The 18,941-nt window shown below is 75.7% G+C and carries 3 protein-coding genes (1 of these 3 only partly in view); 2 read left to right on the top strand and 1 reads right to left on the bottom strand.

The window, feature by feature from the left end:
- Positions 1–16 precede the first annotated feature (16 nt).
- Positions 17–1,237, bottom strand: a complete 1,221-nt coding sequence (locus Aco04nite_RS40350; protein WP_213002514.1) for a cytochrome P450 — start codon at positions 1,235–1,237, stop codon at positions 17–19.
- Positions 1,238–1,468: 231 nt separating this feature from the next.
- Here Aco04nite_RS40350 and Aco04nite_RS40345 point away from each other — a divergent pair, with 231 nt between their 5' ends.
- Positions 1,469–16,540, top strand: coding sequence for a type I polyketide synthase (locus Aco04nite_RS40345; protein WP_213002513.1), 15,072 nt, complete (start codon positions 1,469–1,471; stop codon positions 16,538–16,540).
- On the top strand, positions 16,540–18,941 hold the 5' portion of the coding sequence (locus tag Aco04nite_RS40340; protein WP_213002512.1) for a type I polyketide synthase. 2,236 nt of this gene lie beyond the right edge of the window; 2,402 of the gene's 4,638 nt are visible here — the first part of the coding sequence; its start codon is at positions 16,540–16,542; the stop codon falls past the right edge of the window. Before Aco04nite_RS40345 ends, Aco04nite_RS40340 begins: the two co-directional genes overlap by 1 nt.

Below are 18,941 nucleotides of genomic sequence, written 5' to 3'. Positions count from 1 at the left end.
CAGGAGACGCGTGTTGTCAGTCCTTGGCGTAGCCGAGCCGCAGCGGCAGCTGGCGCAGCCCCAGCAGGAACCGGAAGTGCGAGTACCACTCCAGGTCGTCCGAGGCCAGCTCGATGGTGGAGTAGCGGCGCATCATCTCGCGGAACGTCAGCACCACCTCCAGCCGGCCGAGCGTCGCGGCGATGCAGTAGTGCGGGCCGGAGCCGAACGCCAGCGACTTGGTCGTCCGCGTCAGGTCGAACCGGTCCGGGTCCGGGTAGTGCGCCGGATCGCGGTGTGCCGCGCCCATCACCACCATGACGATCTGCCCGGCCGGGATGACCTTGTCGCCGAGCGGTACGTCCAGAGTGGTCCGGCGCGCCTGGATCTGCAGTGCGGTGTCGTAACGCGCGAGCTCCTCGAAGCCGGAGTCGAGCCGCTCCGGTTCGCGGCGGACCAGCTCCATCTGCTCGGGGTTGCGCAGCAGCGCCAGCATGCCGTTGCCGATGACGTTCACCGACGTCTCGTGCCCGGCGTTGTACATGACCAGCACCTGCGCGACGATGTCCTCGTCGCTCATCTGCTCGCCGTTGGCGTCGGGCTCGGCGAGCATGCTCAGCATGTCGTCGCGGGGGTTCTTCCGCCGCTCCGCGAGCTGTTCCATGACGTACGCCTCGAACTCGGTCGCGGCGCGGTTCATCCGGACCCGCATCTGCGGGGTGACCACCGGGTCGACGACGTCGGCGATGGTGTTGGTCCACTGCCGGCAGCGGACGGCGTCCTCCGGCGGGATGCCGAGCAACTCACCGACGACGGCTACCGGCAGGGGCAGCGCGAGCCCGGAGATCAGGTCCGCCTCGCCCTCACCCATCGCGTCGATCATGTCGTTGACCATCTGGACGATCCGGGGCCGCATGCGGTCGATCGCGCTCGGGCTCAGGCCACGCGACAGCAGCCGGCGGATCTGGCGGTGCTCGGCGCCGTCGCGGGAGAAGCTCCACCGCCGGTTGCTGCGGACGACGGGACTGTTCGGGCCGCCGCGGGCACGGACCCAGTCCTCCTCGTGGGTGAAGTTCGCGGTGACCCCGGGCGCACGCAGGAACGTGTCGCAGTCGTCGTAACGGGTCAGCACCCAGTAGCCGTGCGACGAGTAGTGGATCGGGTCGTTCTCGCGGAACTCGCGATAGTAGTTGTAGCGGTCGTTCTGCAGCCTGGGGTCGCGCAGATCGAACGAGTGCCGCGTGGGCGAGAGCATCATCGCAGCCAATCTGGTCAGGACCGTAAATGGGACCGGACCTACCGTCCTCATCCACGCCGATCACGGTCAACCCCTAACCGCCCCGGCAAGTGAGCGCCGGGGCCCCGGCTAAGGGTCTCGGGGCCCCTCGCTGGGGTGTTGCTCGGGCGGGGCGGGTCGCTAGCGTGCTGGGCCAGGTGGTGACGTTCCGTGGTGCGGCAACGCATCCCCGATCAGGCAGAGGTCCCACAGATGGCAGACAACGACACGCTCCGGGACTATCTGAAGCTGGTCTCGGCCGACCTGCACCGGACCCGGTCCCGGCTGCGCGAGGTCGAGGACGCCGCGCGCGAGCCGATCGCCGTCGTGGGCATGGCGTGCCGTTACCCGGGCGGGATCACCGGCCCGGACGAGCTCTGGGACCTGGTCGCGGCGGGCGGCGACGGCATCGGTGACTTCCCGGACGACCGTGGCTGGGACCTGACCCGGTTGTTCGGCGACGACCCGGACGCCGGGACGAGCTATGTGCGCCAGGGCGGGTTCGTCGCCGGCGCCGGCGAGTTCGACCCGGCCTTCTTCGGCATCTCGCCGCGCGAGGCGCTGGCCATGGACCCGCAGCAGCGGCTGCTCCTGGAGACCTCGTGGGAGGCCCTCGAACAGGCCGGCATCGCCGCGGACACGCTGCGCGGCAGCCGCACCGGCGTCTTCGCCGGCACCAACGACCAGGGCTATCCGGCGCTGCTCGCGCTCTCCACCGAGGACACCGGCGGGCACGTGCTGACCGGCGGCGCCACCGCGGTCACCTCGGGCCGGATCGCGTATGTCCTCGGTCTCGAGGGCCCCGCCGTCACCGTCGACACGGCCTGCTCGTCATCCCTGGTCGCCCTGCACCTGGCCGCCCAGTCGCTGCGCACCGGCGAATGCGACCTGGCGCTGGCCGGGGGTGTCACCGTGATGTCCACCCCCGGCGTGTTCACCGAGTTCAGCCGGCAGCGCGGGCTCGCCTCCGACGGGCGCTGCAAGTCGTTCGCGGCGGCCGCCGACGGCACCGGCTGGGCCGAGGGCGCCGGCGTGCTCGTCGTCGAGCGGCTCTCCGACGCCCGCCGCAACGGTCACCGGGTGCTCGCCGTGGTCCGCGGCTCCGCGGTCAACTCCGACGGCGCCTCCAACGGCCTGACCGCCCCGAACGGCCCGTCGCAGCAGCGCGTCATCCTCGACGCGCTCGCGCAGGCCCGGCTGTCACCCGCGGACGTGGACGCCGTCGACGCGCACGGCACCGGCACCGTGCTCGGCGACCCGATCGAGGCGCAGGCGCTGCTGGCGACGTACGGCAGCAACCGGGAGCAGGCCGAGCCGCTCTGGGTCGGCTCGGTCAAGTCGAACATCGGCCACGCGCAGTCCGCCGCGGGTGTCGCCGGTGTCATCAAGATGGTCCAGGCGCTGCGGCACGGGGTGCTGCCCCGCACCCTGCACGTCGACGAACCCACCCCGCACGTGGACTGGACCGCCGGCGACGTGCGGCTGCTCACCGAGCAACGCGACTGGCCGGAGACCGGCCGGGCCCGCCGGGGCGCCGTGTCGGCGTTCGGGGTCAGCGGCACCAACGCGCACGTGATCCTGGAGCAGGCCCCCGACGAGGAACCGCCCGCGGCGGCCGGGGCGCCGGTGAGCGGGCCGGTCGTGGTGGCGTTCTCCGCGCGTACGCCCGAAGCCCTGATCCGTCAGGCCGACCGGCTGCACGCGGCTCTCCTGGCCGACCCCGCGCTCACCCCCGCCGACCTCGGCCGCTCGCTCGCCGGGACCCGCACCGCGCTGGAGTACCGCGCCGCCCTGGTGGCGGGCGACCGCGATGAGCTGCTCGCCGGCTTCGCCACGCTGACCGCCGGCACCGAGGAGCCCGTTCTCGCGCGGCCCGGGAAGCTTGCGTTCCTCTTCTCCGGCCAGGGCGCTCAGCGCACCGGGATGGGACGCGAGCTGTACGCCGCCGAGCCCGTCTTCGCCGCCGCGTTCGACGAGGTCACGGCGCTGCTCGACCCGCACCTGGACCGCCCGCTGCGCGACGTGGTGTTCGAGGGCGCCGACGGCGAGCTGGACGAGACCGCGTGGACCCAGGCCGGTTTGTTCGCGCTGGAGGTCGCGCTCGCGCGGCTGCTCGGCCACTGGGGTGTCACCCCCGACTACCTGCTCGGCCACTCCATCGGCGAGATCGCCGCCGCGCACCTCGCGGGCGTGCTGAGCCTCGCGGACGCGTGCGCGCTGGTCGCCGCGCGGGGCCGGCTCATGGGCTCCCTCCCGGCAGGCGGCGCGATGCTCGCCGTCCGGGCCGGCGAGGCCGACGTCCGGGCGGCCCTGGAGCCGTACGCGGGCCGCGCCGGCATCGCCGCGGTCAACGGCCCCGAGGCCGTCGTGGTCTCCGGGGCCGGCGAGGCCGTGACCGAGCTCGCCGCCGCCTGGGAGCAGCGAGGCGTCAAGACCCGCCGGCTGCGCGTCTCGCACGCGTTCCATTCGGTGCTCATGGAGCCGATGCTCGCGGAGTTCCGCCGATTCGCGGCGTCCCTGACCTACGCACCGCCGCGGATCCCGGTGGTGTCCAACCTGACCGGGGAGCCGGTCGACGCGTTCGACGCGGACTACTGGGTGCGGCACGCCCGCGAGGCGGTCCGCTTCGCCGACGGCCTGAGCTGGCTGCGCGAGCACGGCGTTACCGTCGCGGCGGAGATCGGGCCGGACGGCGTGCTCGCCGCGCTGGCCGCCGAGGCGTCCGACGCCGGTCCCGCCGTGATCCCGGTTCTGCGCCGCGGCCGCGACGAGCGGACCATGCCCCGGCACGCGCTCGCCGCGCTGCACGTGGCCGGCGCCGTCGCCGACCTCACGGCCCCGCACGGCGGCGGCGGGCGGGTGGTGGCCCTGCCGCTGTACCCGTTCGAGCGGGACCGCTACTGGCCCACGATCACGGGCGCCGCGGGGGACATCACCGCCGCCGGCCTCGGGTCCACCGGCCACGCGCTGCTCGGCGCCGGCGTCACGCTGGCCACCGGCGACGAGCTGCTGTTCACCGCGCGGCTCTCGGTGCACACCCACGCGTTCCTCACCGGGCACCTCGTGCACGGGCGCCCCGCGCTCAGCACGGCGGCGCTGATCGATCTCGCCGTGCGCGCCGGTGACCGGGCCGGCTGCCCGGCGGTTGCCGAGCTCACCGTGCTGACGCCGGTCGTGCTGCCCGACGACGCCGCGCTGCACCTGCAGGTACGCGTCGGCGCACCCGACGACGACGGCTGGCGGACGCTGACCGTCCACTCGCGCCCCGCGGACGGGCCCGACGGCTGGACCGACGGGCCGTGGACCGAGCACGTCACCGGCGTACTCGCCCCCGCCGGGTCGGACGCCGGTGACCTCGGCGACCTGCGGGTCTGGCCGCCCACCGGCGCCGAGGCCCTGCCGGGGGCGACCGGGGTGTGGCGGCACGGCGAGGACACCTATGCCGAGGTACGTCTGGACGAGGCCGAGGCCCGCGACGCACCCCGCTACGGCCTGCACCCCGCCCTGCTCACCGCCGCGCTGAGCACGCTGCCCGGCGACCCGGCGCTGGCGGTGCTGGCCACGGACATCATCCTGCACGCCACCGGGGCGGAAGCCCTGCGCGTCCGGCTGCGCCCGCTGCCCGCGGACCCCGGCTCGGTGGCCGTCCTCGCCACGGACCTCGACGGCGAGCCGGTGCTGAGCGCCGGCCGGCTTGAGCTGACCCCCGTCGCGGACGTCGTGCTGCCAGGCGGGAACGGCCAGGCCCTGCCGCTGCTCGAACCGGCCTGGCTGCCCATCCCGGCCACCGCCGGGGACACCGCCGACCTCGTCCTGGCACCGGTCATCGGGCACCCCGCGACCGCCGCGGGCATCCGGGCCGCCACCGCGGAGGCGCTGGATCTGCTGCACCGCTGGGACGCCGAGGAGCATCCCGCCGGCGCGCGCCTGGTCTTCGTCACGCACGGCGCCACCGACGCCGCGGCCGGGGACATCGACCTCGCGGGCGCTGCCGTGCACGGGCTGGTCCGCAGTGCACAGACCGAGAGCCCCGGGGCGTACCAGCTCGTCGACCTGCCCGCCGACGGCTCCGGCGACGTGCGTTCCGCGGCGGCCACCGGCGAGCCCGAGGTGGCCGTCCGGGACAGCGCGCTGTTCGCGGCACGCCTGCGCCGGGCCGGCTCGGAAAACGGCGGGCACCCGGTCCTCGACCCCGAGGGCCCCGTCCTTGATCCCGAGGGGACGGTGCTGATCACCGGGGGCAGCGGACGGCTGGGCTCGCTCGTGGCACGCCATCTGGTCACTGTGTACGGCGCCCGTCATCTGGCCCTGGCCGGCCGTCGTGGCGCGGGCTCGCCGGGCACCGCCGAGCTGATCGCCGAGCTGGCCGGGCTGGGGGCGGTCGTCACGGCGTACGCGTGCGATGTCTCCGACCGTGACGACGTCGCCGCCCTGCTCGCGGCATTGCCCGCCGACCGTCCCCTGACCGCGGTCTTCCACGCGGCCGGCGTGGTCGACGACGGCGTCGTGGCGTCGCTGACCCCGCAGCGGCTCGGAGTCGTGCTGCGCCCCAAGATCGATGCGGCGCTGCTCCTCGACGAGCTGACCCGCGACACCGGCCTCGCCGCGTTCGTGCTGTTCTCCTCGCTCTCCGGGCTGCTGGGCGGCGCCGGCCAGGGCAGCTACGCCGCCGCGAACGCCGCGCTCGACGCGCTCGCCGCCCGGCGGCAGGCAGCCGGACTGCCCGCACTCAGCCTCGCCTGGGGTCCGTGGGCGAGCGGTGGCATGCTGGCCCACCTCGCCGAGGGCGACCGGGCCCGGATGGCCCGCTCCGGATTCCCGCCCGTCACCGACGAGCAGGGCCTGGCACTGCTGGACGCCGCGCTGCGCGGTTCCGGCCCGGTGCTCGTGCCGACCGGCCTCGACCTCGCCCGGCTGCAGGCGCACGCGGCCGAGCTGCCGCCGCTGCTCAGCTCGCTGGTCCGCACGCCCGCCCGGCGTACGGTCGTCCGGGGCGGAAGCGGCACCGGCCTGGCCGCCCTGCTCGCGGGCCTGGCCCCCGCCGACCGGCTCCGTCTGGTGCTGGACCGCGTCCGCGCCGCAGCCGCCGCGATCCTCGGGCTGAGCGGCGCCACCGCCGTCGCCGCCGACCGGCCGTTCCGCGAGCTGGGCCTCGACTCGCTGACCGCCGTCGAGCTGCGCAACCGCCTCGCCGCCGCGACCGGCCTGCGACTGAGCGCCACGCTCGCGTTCGACCACCCCACCGCCACGGCGGTCGCCGGGCACCTGCTCGCCGAGCTGGACGGCGAGGACCGGGCAGCGCCCGCGCCGGCGCCCACGGCGACCCGTACCACGGAGCCGGTGGCGATCGTCGGCATCGGCTGTCGCTTCCCGGGTGGCGTGGCCGGACCGGACGAGTTCTGGCAACTGCTGGCCGACGGCGCCGACGCGGTGGGCGCCCTGCCCGCGGACCGCGGCTGGGACCTGGACCGGCTCGGCGCGGCGGGGTACACCCTCGAGGGCGGCTTCGTCGACGGTGCGGCCGACTTCGACGCGCCGTTCTTCTCGATCGTGCCGCGTGAGGCCGTCGGCATGGACCCCCAGCAGCGGCTGCTGCTGGAGACCTCCTGGGAGGCGTTCGAGCGGGCCGGGATCGACCCGGAGGGCCTGCGCGGCAGCCGCACCGGCGTCTACGTCGGGGGTGCGACCACCGGCTACTCGCTCGGGCCGGTGGAGGTGCCCGAGGGCAGCGCGCCGTACCTGCTGACCGGCATGGCGACGAGCGTGCTGTCAGGGCGGTTGTCGTACACGTTCGGGCTGGAGGGTCCGGCGGTCACCATCGACACCGCGTGCTCCTCGTCGCTGGTCGCCATGCACCTGGCCGGCGAGGCGCTGCGGTCCGGCGAGTGCGACCTGGCGCTGGCCGGCGGCGCGACCGTGATGCCGACGCCGGACATGTTCGTGGACAGCATGCGCGGCGGGGCGCTCGCCCGCGACGGGCGGTGCAAGGCGTTCGCGGCCGACGCGGACGGCACCGGCTGGGGCGAGGGTGTCGGCGTGGTGGTGCTGGAGCTGCTCTCCGACGCACGCCGCAACGGCCACCCGGTGCTGGCGGTGCTGCGCGGCTCGGCGATCAACCACGACGGCGCGAGCAACGGCCTGACCGCCCCGAACGGCGGGTCGCAGCAGCGGGTCATCCGCAGCGCCCTGCAGCACGGCGGGCTCGGCTTCGCCGACGTCGACGCGGTGGAGGCGCACGGCACGGGCACCGCCCTCGGCGACCCGATCGAGGCGCAGGCGCTGCTGGAGACGTACGGCCGGGACCGCGACACCGCGCAGCCGCTCCGGCTGGGCTCGGTGAAGTCCAACCTGGGCCACACGCAGGCCGCCGCGGGTGTCGCCGGCGTGATCAAGATGATCATGGCGATGCGGCACGGGGTGCTGCCCGCGACCCTGCACGCCGACCGCCCGTCCGAGCACATCGACTGGTCCGGCGGCACCGTCCGGCTGCTCACCGCCGCCGAGCCCTGGCCGGCACGGGAGACCCCGCGCCGCGCGGCGGTGTCGTCGTTCGGCATGAGCGGCACCAACGCCCACCTGATCCTCGAAGAGGCGCCAGCCGAGCCGGCCGCCCCGGCGGCGCGCCCCGGCCCCTGGCTCTTGAGCGCGCGTACGGCGGCCGCCCTGCGCGCCCAGGCGGGCCGGCTGCGCGAGTTTCTCGACGGCAACCCCGGCCAGGACATCGCCGCGATCGGCCACGCCCTGAGCACCACCCGGGCCCGGATGCCGCACCGCGCGGTGCTGCTCGCCGGTGACCGCGACGGCTACGCCGGCCTGCTGGCCGCGCTCGCCGAGGAACGGTCCGTGCCGGGCCTGGCCACGGGCGTCGCCGACCCGCGGGGCAAGGTCGCGTTCGTCCTGCCCGGCCAGGGCTCCCAGTGGCCCGGCATGGGCCGCGCCCTGCTCGCCACCGAGCCGGTGTTCCGCGCCTCCGTCGAGGAGTGCGACGCGGCGCTGCAGCCGTTCCTGGGCTGGTCGGTGGCCGAGGCGCTGGCAGCCCCGGACGACACCTACAGCGACCGCATGGCCGACGTGCAGCCGCTGCTGTTCACCCTCATGGTCTCGCTCGCGGCGCTCTGGCGCTCCCACGGCCTCGTCCCCGACGCGGTTGTCGGGCACTCCCAGGGCGAGACCGCGGCGGCGTACCTCGCGGGCGGGCTCACCCTGCGCGACGCCGCCAAGATCGTCGCGGTGCGCAGCCGGATGCTCGGGCACCTCGCCGACACCGGCTACCAGGGCGGCTCCGACCACGGCGCGATGGTCGCCGTGCCGCTGCCCGTCGCCAAGGTCGAGGAGCTGCTCGCCGAGCGCGAGGGCCTGTTCCTGGCCGCGATCAACAGCCCCCGGTCGGTGGCGGTCTCCGGCCTGGAGAGCCTGATCGACGCGTTCACCGCCGAGCTGACCGCCAACGGGGTCCGGGCCCGCAAGGTACGGGTCCCCGGCGCCGGCCACTCACCGCACATCGAGGTGCTGCGCGAGCAGACGCTGACCGAGCTCGCCGACGTGCGCCCGCTGCCCGGCGGGAACGTGGTCTTCTACTCCAGCGTCACCGGCGAGCCGTACCCCACCGAGGGCCTCGACGCCGAGTACTGGTTCCGCAACATGCGCCGGCCGGTCCGCTTCGCGCCCACCGTGGAGTCGATGCTGCGGGACGGCTACGACGTGTTCGTGGAGAGCAGCCCGCACCCGGTGCTGCTCCCGGCCGTGCAGGACACCGCCGACCACGCCGGCACCGAGGTCACCGCGCTCGCCACGCTGCGCCGCAAGCAGGGCGACCGGGGCCGGTTCCTGCTGTCCGTGGCCACCGCGTACGCCGGTGGGGTGCCCTTCGCCTGGCCGGCCCTGCCGCACGGCCCCGGCCCGCGGGTCGCGCTGCCCACGTACGCCTTCCAGCGCCGCCGCTTTTGGCTCGAACCGTTGCGCCTCGCCGCGACCGGCGCCGCGCCGGCCGGGGACAGCCTGTTCTGGGACGCCGTCGACCGCGCCGACCTCTCCGCGCTCACCGGCGTGCTGGACGAGGAGCAGACCGGCAGGCTCGCCGAGGCCCTGCCCGCGCTGGCCTCGTGGCGTGCCGGTCAGCAGCGAAGCTCCACCCTGGACAGCTGGCGCTACCGCATCTCCTGGCGCCCGGCCACGCTTGCGCCCGCCGGGCTCGACGGCACCTGGCTGCTGCTCACGGCCGGCGGGGACGCAGACGGGGAGTACGCCGCCCTGCTCGGCGCGAGCGGCGCTATCGTCGTGCAGGCCGGCCCGGACGCGGATCTCATCGCCCTGCTCGACCCGGCTGACCCGCCCCGGGGTGTGCTGTCGCTGCGCGCCCTCGACGAGCGCCCGCACACCGGGCACCCCGAGCTCACCGCCGGCCTCACCGGCACGCTCGCGGCGCTGCAGGCCGTCGCCCGTACCGGGTTCGCGGGGCCGGTGTGGCTGGCCACCCGCGGTGCGACCGCGGCCCAGCGCGCCGACCGCGTACCCGCCCCGGCGCAGGCGCAGGTCTGGGGTCTCGGCCTGGTCGCGGGCCTGGAGCTGGCCGGGCACCGGATCGGCCTGCTCGACCTGCCCGCCGAGCTCGACGCGCGGGCCGCCGACCGGCTCACCGCCGTGCTCGGTGGCGACCACGAGGAGGACCAGCTCGCGATCCGCGCCGGCGGCGTGTTCGCCCGGCGGATGGTGCGCGCCACCGGCACCGCGGCGGACGCCGGGCCGTGGCGGCCGCACGGCACTGTGCTCATCACCGGCGGGACCGGCAACATCGGCGCGCACGTGGCCCGGCGCCTGATCCGCGACGGCGCCGAGCGGCTGGTGCTCACCGGGCGGCGGGGTGTGGACGCGCCGGGAGCGCAGGACCTGCTCGCCGAGCTGCGCGAGCTGGGCGCGGACGTACGGATCGAGGCCTGCGACATCGCCGACCGCGACGCCGTACGCGCACTGCTCGCCGGCTTCGCGGACGGGCCGCCGCTGACCGCGGTGGTCCACGCGGCGGGCGTACCCCAGTCGACCGGTGTGGCCATGATGGAGCCCGCGGAGTTCGCCGGCACGGTCCGCGCGAAGACCGTCGGCGCCACCCTGCTCGACGAGCTGACCGGCGACGACCTGGAGGCGTTCATCGTCTTCTCGTCCGGGTCCAGCGTGTGGGGCAGCGCCGGGCAGGCCGCGTACGCCGCCGCCAACGCCCACCTCGACGCGCTCTGCCAGCACCGCAGGGCCCGTGGCAGGGCCGCCCTGTCGATCTCGTGGGGCGGCTGGGGCGGCGGCGGCATGGTCTCCGACGCGGCGATGGACTACCTGGGCCGGCGTGGCATGCGCGTGATGGATCCCGAGCTTGCCGTCGACGCGATGATGCAGGCGCAGGGCGCGGGGGAGACCTGGCTGACCGTCGCGGACATCGACTGGGAGTCGTTCACCACCGCGTACACCGCGACCCGGGCCCGGCCGTTGATCGACGAGATCCCGCAGGCGCGCGCCGTCCTCGACGCCGAGAAGCAGGAGGAGCCGGGTGCCGGTGGCGGCGAGCTGACCGCCGAGCTCGCCGGCCTCTCCGTGCCCGAGCGCCGGCGCCGCCTGCTCGACCTGGTCCGCACGCACGCCGCCGCGGCGCTCGGCCATCAGGGACCGCAGGACATCGAGCCGGCCCGCGCGTTCCAGGAACTCGGGTTCGACTCGCTGACCGCGGTCGACATCCGCAACCGGCTGCGTACGGCGACCGGCCTGCCGATCACGGCCACCGTCGTCTTCGACCACCCCACCCCGGCCCGGCTCGCCGACCACCTGCACGCCGAGCTGTACGGCGCGGAGGCGGACCCGGCCCCGGCGGCGGGCGGTTCCGGCCCGGGTGACGCCACGGAGCCGATCGCCATCATCGGCATGGCCTGCCGGTTCCCGGGTGGCGTGCGGACCCCCGAGGACCTCTGGGAGCTGGTCCGCTCCGGCACCGACGCGATCGGTGGCTTCCCGGACGACCGCGGCTGGGACCTCGGCTCGCTGTTCGACTCCGACCCCGACCGGCGCGGCACCACGTACGCCCGCGAAGGCGGCTTCGTCCACGACGCGGGCGACTTCGACGCGGAGTTCTTCAACATCAGCCCGCGTGAGGCGCTGGCCACCGACCCGCAGCAGCGCATGCTGCTGGAGACGTCGTGGGAGGCCATCGAGCGCGGTGGCATCGACCCGCTGTCGCTCGCCGGCAGCCGCTGCGGTGTGTTCGCCGGCTCCGCCTTCCAGGGGTACGGCCTCGGCGCGCACTACCTCAGCGAGGACCTCGAGGGCTTCTTCCTCTCCGGCACCGGCACCGCGGCGATCTCCGGCCGGGTCGCGTACGCGCTTGGCCTCGAGGGCCCGGCGGTCACCGTCGACTCGGCGTGCTCGTCGGCGATCGTCTCGCTGCACCTCGCCGCGCAGGCGCTGCGCTCCGGGGAATGCGACCTGGCGCTCGCCGGCGGCGTGACCGTGCTGTCCAGCCCGGTGTCGTTCATCGAGTTCAGCCGTCAGCGGGGCCTGTCCGCGGACGGCCGGTGCAAGCCGTTCGCCGCGGCCGCCGACGGCACGGTGTGGAGCGAGGGCGCCGGCATGGTGCTCGTCGAGCGGCTGTCCGACGCCCAGCGCCTCGGTCACCCCGTACTCGCCGTGGTCACCGGCTCCGCGATCAACCAGGACGGCGCGTCCAACGGCCCGACCGCCCCGAACGGGCCCTCGCAGCAGCGGGTCATCCGGGCCGCGCTGGCCGCCGCCGGGGTGACCCCGGACGAGGTGGACGCGGTCGAGGCGCACGGCACCGGCACCACACTCGGCGACCCGATCGAGGCGCAGGCCCTCATCGCCACGTACGGCAGGGACCGGGACCCGGCCCGCCCGCTCTACCTCGGCTCGGTCAAGTCGAACATCGGCCACACCACCGCCGCCGGCGGCGCGGCCGGCCTGATCAAGATGGTGATGGCGATGGGGGCCGGCGAGCTGCCCCGGACGCTGCACATCGACGAGCCCACCCCGCACGTCGACTGGTCGGCCGGGGCGGTGGAACTGCTCACCGAGAACCGGCCGTGGCCCGCGACCGGGCGCCCTCGCCGCGCCGGCATCTCCTCGTTCGGCGGCAGCGGCACCAACTCGCACGTCATCATCGAGCAGCCTCCGCAAGCCGCCGCGCCGCGCCCGGCCCCGGCCGCCCCCGCCGGCATGCCGCCGGTGCTGCTGTCGGGGCGTACCGAGGCGGCGCTGCGGGCCCAGGCCGGGCGGCTGCGCGAGCGGCTGACCGCGGCACCGGACACCGACCTCGCCTCGGCCGCCCACGCGCTGGCCACCACCCGCAGTTCCTTCCACCGCCGGGCGGCGCTCGCCGCCTCCGACCGCGCCGGCCTGCTCACCCTGCTCGACGATCTCGCCGCCGGACGCCCGGCGGAGGGGGTGCGCACCGGCGCCGCGGGCGAGGGCCGGACCGTCTTCGTCTATCCCGGACAGGGCGGCCAGTGGACGGGCATGGCGGCCGGTCTGCTCGACACCGAGCCGGTGTTCGCCGACGCCGTGGACGCGGTCGCGCTGGCCCTCGCGCCGCACCTCGACTGGTCCCTGCACGACACGCTGCGCGGGCTTCCCGGTGCTGCCCCGCTGGAGCGCGTCGACGTGGTGCAGCCGGCCCTGTTCGCCGTGATGGTGGGCCTGACCGCGCTCTGGCGCTCGTGGGGCGTCGAACCGGACGCCGTTGTCGGGCACTCGCAGGGTGAGCTCGTCGCCGCGTACGTCGCCGGCGCGCTCAGCCTCGACGACGCCGCCACCGTGGTCGCCGTCCGCGCCCGCCTGCTGCGCGAGGTGTCCGGGACGGGCGGCCTGCTGTCGGTGTGGCTCACGGCCGAACGGGTACGCGACCGCCTGGCACCCCACCCCGAGCTGGAGATCGCCGCGCTGAACGGGCCGGGTGTCACGGTCGTCGGCGGCCCGTCCGCGGCGCTGGACGCTTTCGCAGCCGGGTGCGGCGCCGAGGACATCCGGGTGCACCGGGTCGACATCGACTACCCCTCGCACACCGCCGGCATGGAGGCGCTGCGGGAGCCGTTGCTCGCCGCGCTCGACGGCCTCACGCCCCGGCTGGGCCGGGTGCCGTTCTGGTCCACCACCGAGGGCGGCTGGACCGACACCACGACACTCGGCGCCGGGCACTGGTTCCGCAACCTGCGCCGGCCGGTGCTGTTCGAGTCCGCCGTGCGGGAGCTGGCAGCCGCGGGACACCGCCGCTTCCTGGAGGTCAGCCCGCACCCGGTGCTCACCGTCCCGATGAACGCGGCACTCGACGAGCGCGACGACACCGTGGTGACCGGGTCGCTGCGCCGTGGCGAGGGAACCACGGACCGGCTCCGGCGCGCCGCCGCGGAGCTGCACATCCACGGCGTACCGGTGGACTGGACCGCGGTGCTCGGCGCGCGGCCCGCAGTGCCGGTGGACCTGCCGACGTACGCGTTCCAGAGCCGCCGCTACTGGCTCATCCCCAGCCCGTCCGCACTGCTCGGCGACGTGACCGCCGCCGGCCTGACCCGGGCCGGGCACCCGATGCTGGGCGCGGCCGTGCCGCTCGCGGACGGCTCCGGCACCCTGCTCACCGGCCGGCTCTCCGCCACCGGTCAGCCGTGGCTGCCGGATCACGCGGTGGCCGGGGCGACGCTGCTGCCCGGCACCGCGTTCATCGAGCTCGCGTGGCAGGCCGGCCGGCAGACCGGTGAGCCGCTCGCGGTCGAGGAGCTGACGCTGGAGTCCCCGCTGGTGCTGCCGGCCGAGGGCGCGGTCCAGCTCCAGGTCACGCTGCGCCCGGCGGCGGCGGATCCGGGACGGTACGACGTCACCGTGCACGCCCGCCCGGACGGTGACCCGGACAGCCCGTGGACCCGCCACGCCACCGCGATCCTGAGTGCGGCCCCGGAGACCCCGGCGGCCGTGGACGACGCCATGAAGGAGTGGCCGCCACCCGGTGCCACCCCGGTCGACCTCGACGGCTTCTACGACGGGCTGCGCGATCGGGGCTACGCCTACGGTCCCGCGTTCCGGGGCACCCGGGCGCTGTGGCGGCGCGGCGACGAGATCTTCGCCGAGGTGGAGCTCGAGGACGACGGCGGCGACGGGGCGGGCGCGTACGGTCTGCACCCGGCCCTGCTCGACACCGCCCTGCACGGCATCGCCGCGATCGGGTCCGTCCAGGGCGACGCCGCAGCCGTCCCGCAGCTGCCCTTCGCGTTCACCGGCGTACGGCTCTACGCGACCGGCGCCTCCGCCCTCCGCGTCCGCCTGGCCCGCACCGGCGACGGCGTCGGCGCCACGCTGGCCGACGCCGCCGGGACCCCGGTCGCCGTCATCTCCTCACTGGTGGGCCGCCCGGTCCCGGCCGGTCTCGGCGCCGCCGTACCCACCTCGGACGCGCTGTTCCACGTCGACTGGACCCCGGTGGCCGCCGCGTCGCCGAGCCCCGGCACGTGGCTGGTCACCGGCGCACCCGCCGTCGCGGACGCCCTGACCGCCGCCGGCGCGACGGTCACCGTCGCGGACACCCTCGCCGGCGCCGTCGAGGCCCTGGCCGCCGGCGCCGTCGTGGACGGCGTCGTTGTCCGGCCCGTGGCGAGCGTCGACGACCTCACCGGCGCCACGCACGAGGCGCTGCGCCTGGCGCAGGAGTGGACCGCCGACGAGCGCGCCGCCGACGTTCCGCTCGTCGTGCTCACCTCGGGCGCGGTGGCGACCGGACCGGGCGAGCGGCCCGGCGTGGGCGGCGCGGCTGCCTGGGGCCTGCTGCGGTCGGCGCAGCTCGAACATCCCGGCCGCATCGTGCTCACCGACATCCCGGAGACCGAGCTCGGCCGGCTGGCCCAGGCGGTGCGCAGCGGCGAGCCGCAGACCGCCGTCCGCGCGGGCCGGGTCCTGGCGCCACGGCTGGTGCGGGCAAGGGCATCGCAGACCGGCCGACCGGCCCTGGACGCGGACCGGACCGTGCTGGTCACCGGCGGCACCGGCACGCTGGGCGCCGCCGTGGCCCGCCACCTGGCCACCGAGCACGGCGTCCGGCATCTGCTGCTGACGAGCCGGCGCGGACCGTCCGCACCCGGCGCGCAAGAGTTGGTGGCGGAGCTGGGCGGGCTCGGCGCCGAGGCCACGGTCGCCGCGTGCGACACCGGCGATCGGGACGCGCTCGCGGCACTGCTCGCCGCGATCCCCGCGGACCGGCCGCTCGGCGCGGTCGTGCACACCGCCGGCATCGTCGACGACGGTGTCATCGGCGGCCTGACCCCCGAGCGCCTCGACCGGGTGCTGACCGGCAAGGCACTCGGTGCGATGTACCTGGACGAGCTGACCCGCGGCGGCGACCCGGTGCCGCTGGTGTTGTTCTCCTCGGCCGCCGGCACGCTCGGTGGTGCCGGGCAGGCCAACTATGCCGCCGCCAACGCGGCCCTGGACGCGATCGCCCAGCGACGGCAGGCTGACGGCCTCCCGGCGGTGTCCCTGCCCTGGGGGCCGTGGGCCCAGGCCACCGGGATGACCGGGGAGCTGACCGAGGCGGACGTGCTGCGCGTACGCCGCGCCGGTCTGCGGCCCCTACCGACCGCCGAGGGCCTGGCGCTGATGGACGCCGGACGGGCCGACGGCGCCGCGGTGGTGGTGGCGATCTCGTTCGAGCCCGGCGCGCTGCGCCCGGTCGCCGGGCCCGTGCCGCACTTCATGCGCTCGCTGATCCGCACCACCGCGGGACCGGCGGGCACCACCACGGCGGCCCACGATCCCGGGGCGCTGCGCGAGCGCCTGCGGGGACTGGGCGAGCAGGAGCGCCGCGACGCGGTGCTCACGCTGGTCCGGGACCAGATCGCCGCCGTGCTCGGGTACGCGTCGGCGCAGGAGATCCGCGTCGAGCGCGGCTTCCTGGACCTGGGCATGGACTCGCTCACCGGCGTCGAGCTGCGCAACCGGATGGCCGCGATCACCGGACTGCGGCTCCCCGCCACGCTGGTGTTCGACCACCCGAGCCCGGTCGCGCTGGCCCGGCACCTGGAGCGGGAGCTGGTGCCGCCGGCCCGGCCCGCCGCCGACGAGGCGCTGGACCAGCTCGACGCGCTCGCCCGGACCCTCGCCGGCGTGGGCGACGACGACCGGGAACGGCTCGGCGACCGGCTGCGGGAGCTGCTCGGGGACCTGCAACCGCGGGCCACCGTGGAGATCGGCGACGCGAGCGCCGAGGAACTGTTCGACTTCATCGACGGCACAACCCAGGAGCCGATCAGCTGATGGCCGACGAGGCGAAACTGCTCGACTACCTGAAGAAGGCGTCGGTCGAGCTCCAGCAGAGCCGCCAGGAGCTGGGCGAGCTGCGCGGCCGGGACCGCGAGCCGATCGCGATCGTGGCGATGGCGTGCCGGTTCCCCGGTGGCATCGAGACCCCCGAGCAGCTGTGGGAACTGGTCGCGGCGGACGGTGACGCCATCGGTGCGCTGCCCGCCGACCGTGGCTGGAACCTCGCCGAGCTCGGTGCCGGGGAGGGCGCCGCGCTCGCGGGCGGCTTCCTGCCCGGCGTCGGCGACTTCGACCCCGAGCTGTTCGGCATCTCCCCGCGTGAGGCGGTGGTGATGGACCCGCAGCAGCGGCTCATGCTGCTGCTCGCCTGGGAGGCGTTCGAGCGGGCGGGTCTCGACCCGGCCGCGGTCCGCGGCAGCCGCACGGGCGTCTACGTCGGCGCGATGTATCACGACTACGGCTATCTCGGCGCCGGTTCCGGCGACGGGGGAGAAGGCTATCGGGCCACGGGTACGGCCGGCAGCGCCATCTCCGGCCGCATCTCCTACACGTTCGGGCTCGAAGGCCCGGCCGTCACCGTCGACACCGCGTGCTCGTCGTCGCTCGTGACCGCCCACCTCGCCGCCACCGCACTGCGCCGCGGGGAGTGCTCGCTGGCCCTCGCCGGAGGGGTCACGGTGATGGCGACGTCGTCGGCGATCGCGGGGTTCACCGCGGGCAGCGGGCTCGCCGGGGACGGGCGCTGCAAGTCCTACGCCGCCGCGGCCGACGGCACCTCCTGGTCCGAGGGCGCCGGCGTGCTGCTGCTCGAACGGCTCAGCGACGCCCGCCGCCACGGGCACCCGGTACTCGGCGTGATCCGTGGCAGCGCGGTCAACCAGGACGGCGCTTCCAGCGGCTTCACGGCACCGAACGGGCCCTCGCAGCAGCGCGTCATCGCGCAGGCGCTGGCCGGTGCCGGGCTCCGCGCGGGGGACGTCGACGCCGTCGACGGGCACGGGACCGGCACCCGGCTCGGGGACCCGGTCGAGGCGCAGGCGCTGCTGGCGACGTACGGGCAGGGCCGCGGTGACGCCGGCCCGCTCTGGCTCGGCTCGGTGAAGTCCAACCTGGGCCACACCCAGGCCGCCGCGGGCGTGGCGGCCATCATGAAGATGGTGCTGGCCATGCGGCACGAGACGCTGCCGCGCACGCTGCACGTCGACGAGCCGACGCCGCAGGTCGACTGGGCGGCCGGCGCTGTCCGGCTGCTCACCGAGCCGCGGGCGTGGAAGGTCAACGGGCGTCCGCGCCGGGCCGGGGTGTCGTCGTTCGGGGTCAGCGGCACGAACGCCCACGTGATCCTGGAGGAGCCTCCGGCCGTCGCGGAACCACCGATCGGGACGGACGGTGCGGGGCCTGCGGTGCTGCCGTTCGCGGTGTCCGCGCGTACCCCCATGGCTGTTGTGGCCCAGGCCGCCCGGTTGCGTGACCTGCCCGCTGCCGTTCCCGCCGACGTGGCGTTCTCGCTGGCCACCACCCGTGGCGTGATGGATGAGCGGGCCGTGGTGCTCGCCGATGGAACGGCAGCGCTGAAGGCCGGGCTCACCGCGCTCGCCGCCGGTCAGGAACACCCCGCGGTCGTGCGTGGGACCGCCCGCACCGGCCGGCTGGCCGTGCTGTTCACCGGGCAGGGCGCGCAGCGCGGCGGCATGGGGACCGGGCTGCGGCGCTTCCCCGCGTACGCCGAGGCCTACGACGCCGTCTGCGCGGCGTTCGCCGGCAAGCTGGACCGCCCGCTGGCGGAGGTCGTCACGGCCGGCGGGGATCTGCTGGACCGCACCGACTACGCGCAGGCGGGCATCTTCGCCGTCGAGGTAGCGTTGTACCGGCTCCTCGAGAGCTGGGGCGTCACGCCGGACCACGTCGCGGGCCACTCGATCGGCGAGATCGCCGCGGCACACGTCGCCGGCGTGCTCGACCTCGGCGACGCCGTCACGCTGGTCGCCGCCCGGGGCACGCTCATGCGGTCGCTGCCCGCCGGTGGGGCGATGCTGGCGATCGAGGCCGACGAGGCGACCGTACGCACCCTGATCGGCGACTCCCTCGACATCGCCGCGGTGAACGGACCGCAGTCGGTCGTGGTGAGCGGCCCGCAGGAGCGGATCGTAGCCCTCGTCACCGGCAAGCGCACCAAGCGGCTCCAGGTGTCGCACGCGTTCCACTCCGCGCTCATGGAGCCGATGCTGGCGGAGTTCGGCGCGGTTGCCGCCCCGCTCACGTACGCGCCGCCGCGCATCCCCGTCGTCTCCACCCTGACCGGCGAGCCCGTGACGGTCCTCGACGCCGCGCACTGGGTCCGGCACGCCCGCGAGGCCGTGCGGTTCGGCGCCGCCGTCGACCGGCTGGCCGCGCT

Origin of the sequence: Winogradskya consettensis (genome assembly GCF_018332715.1) — a bacterium.
Classification (GTDB): Bacteria; Actinomycetota; Actinomycetes; order Mycobacteriales; family Micromonosporaceae; genus Actinoplanes; species Actinoplanes consettensis.
Note: the sequence above shows the minus strand (reverse complement) of the source record. Positions and strands in the feature narration are given on the sequence as shown.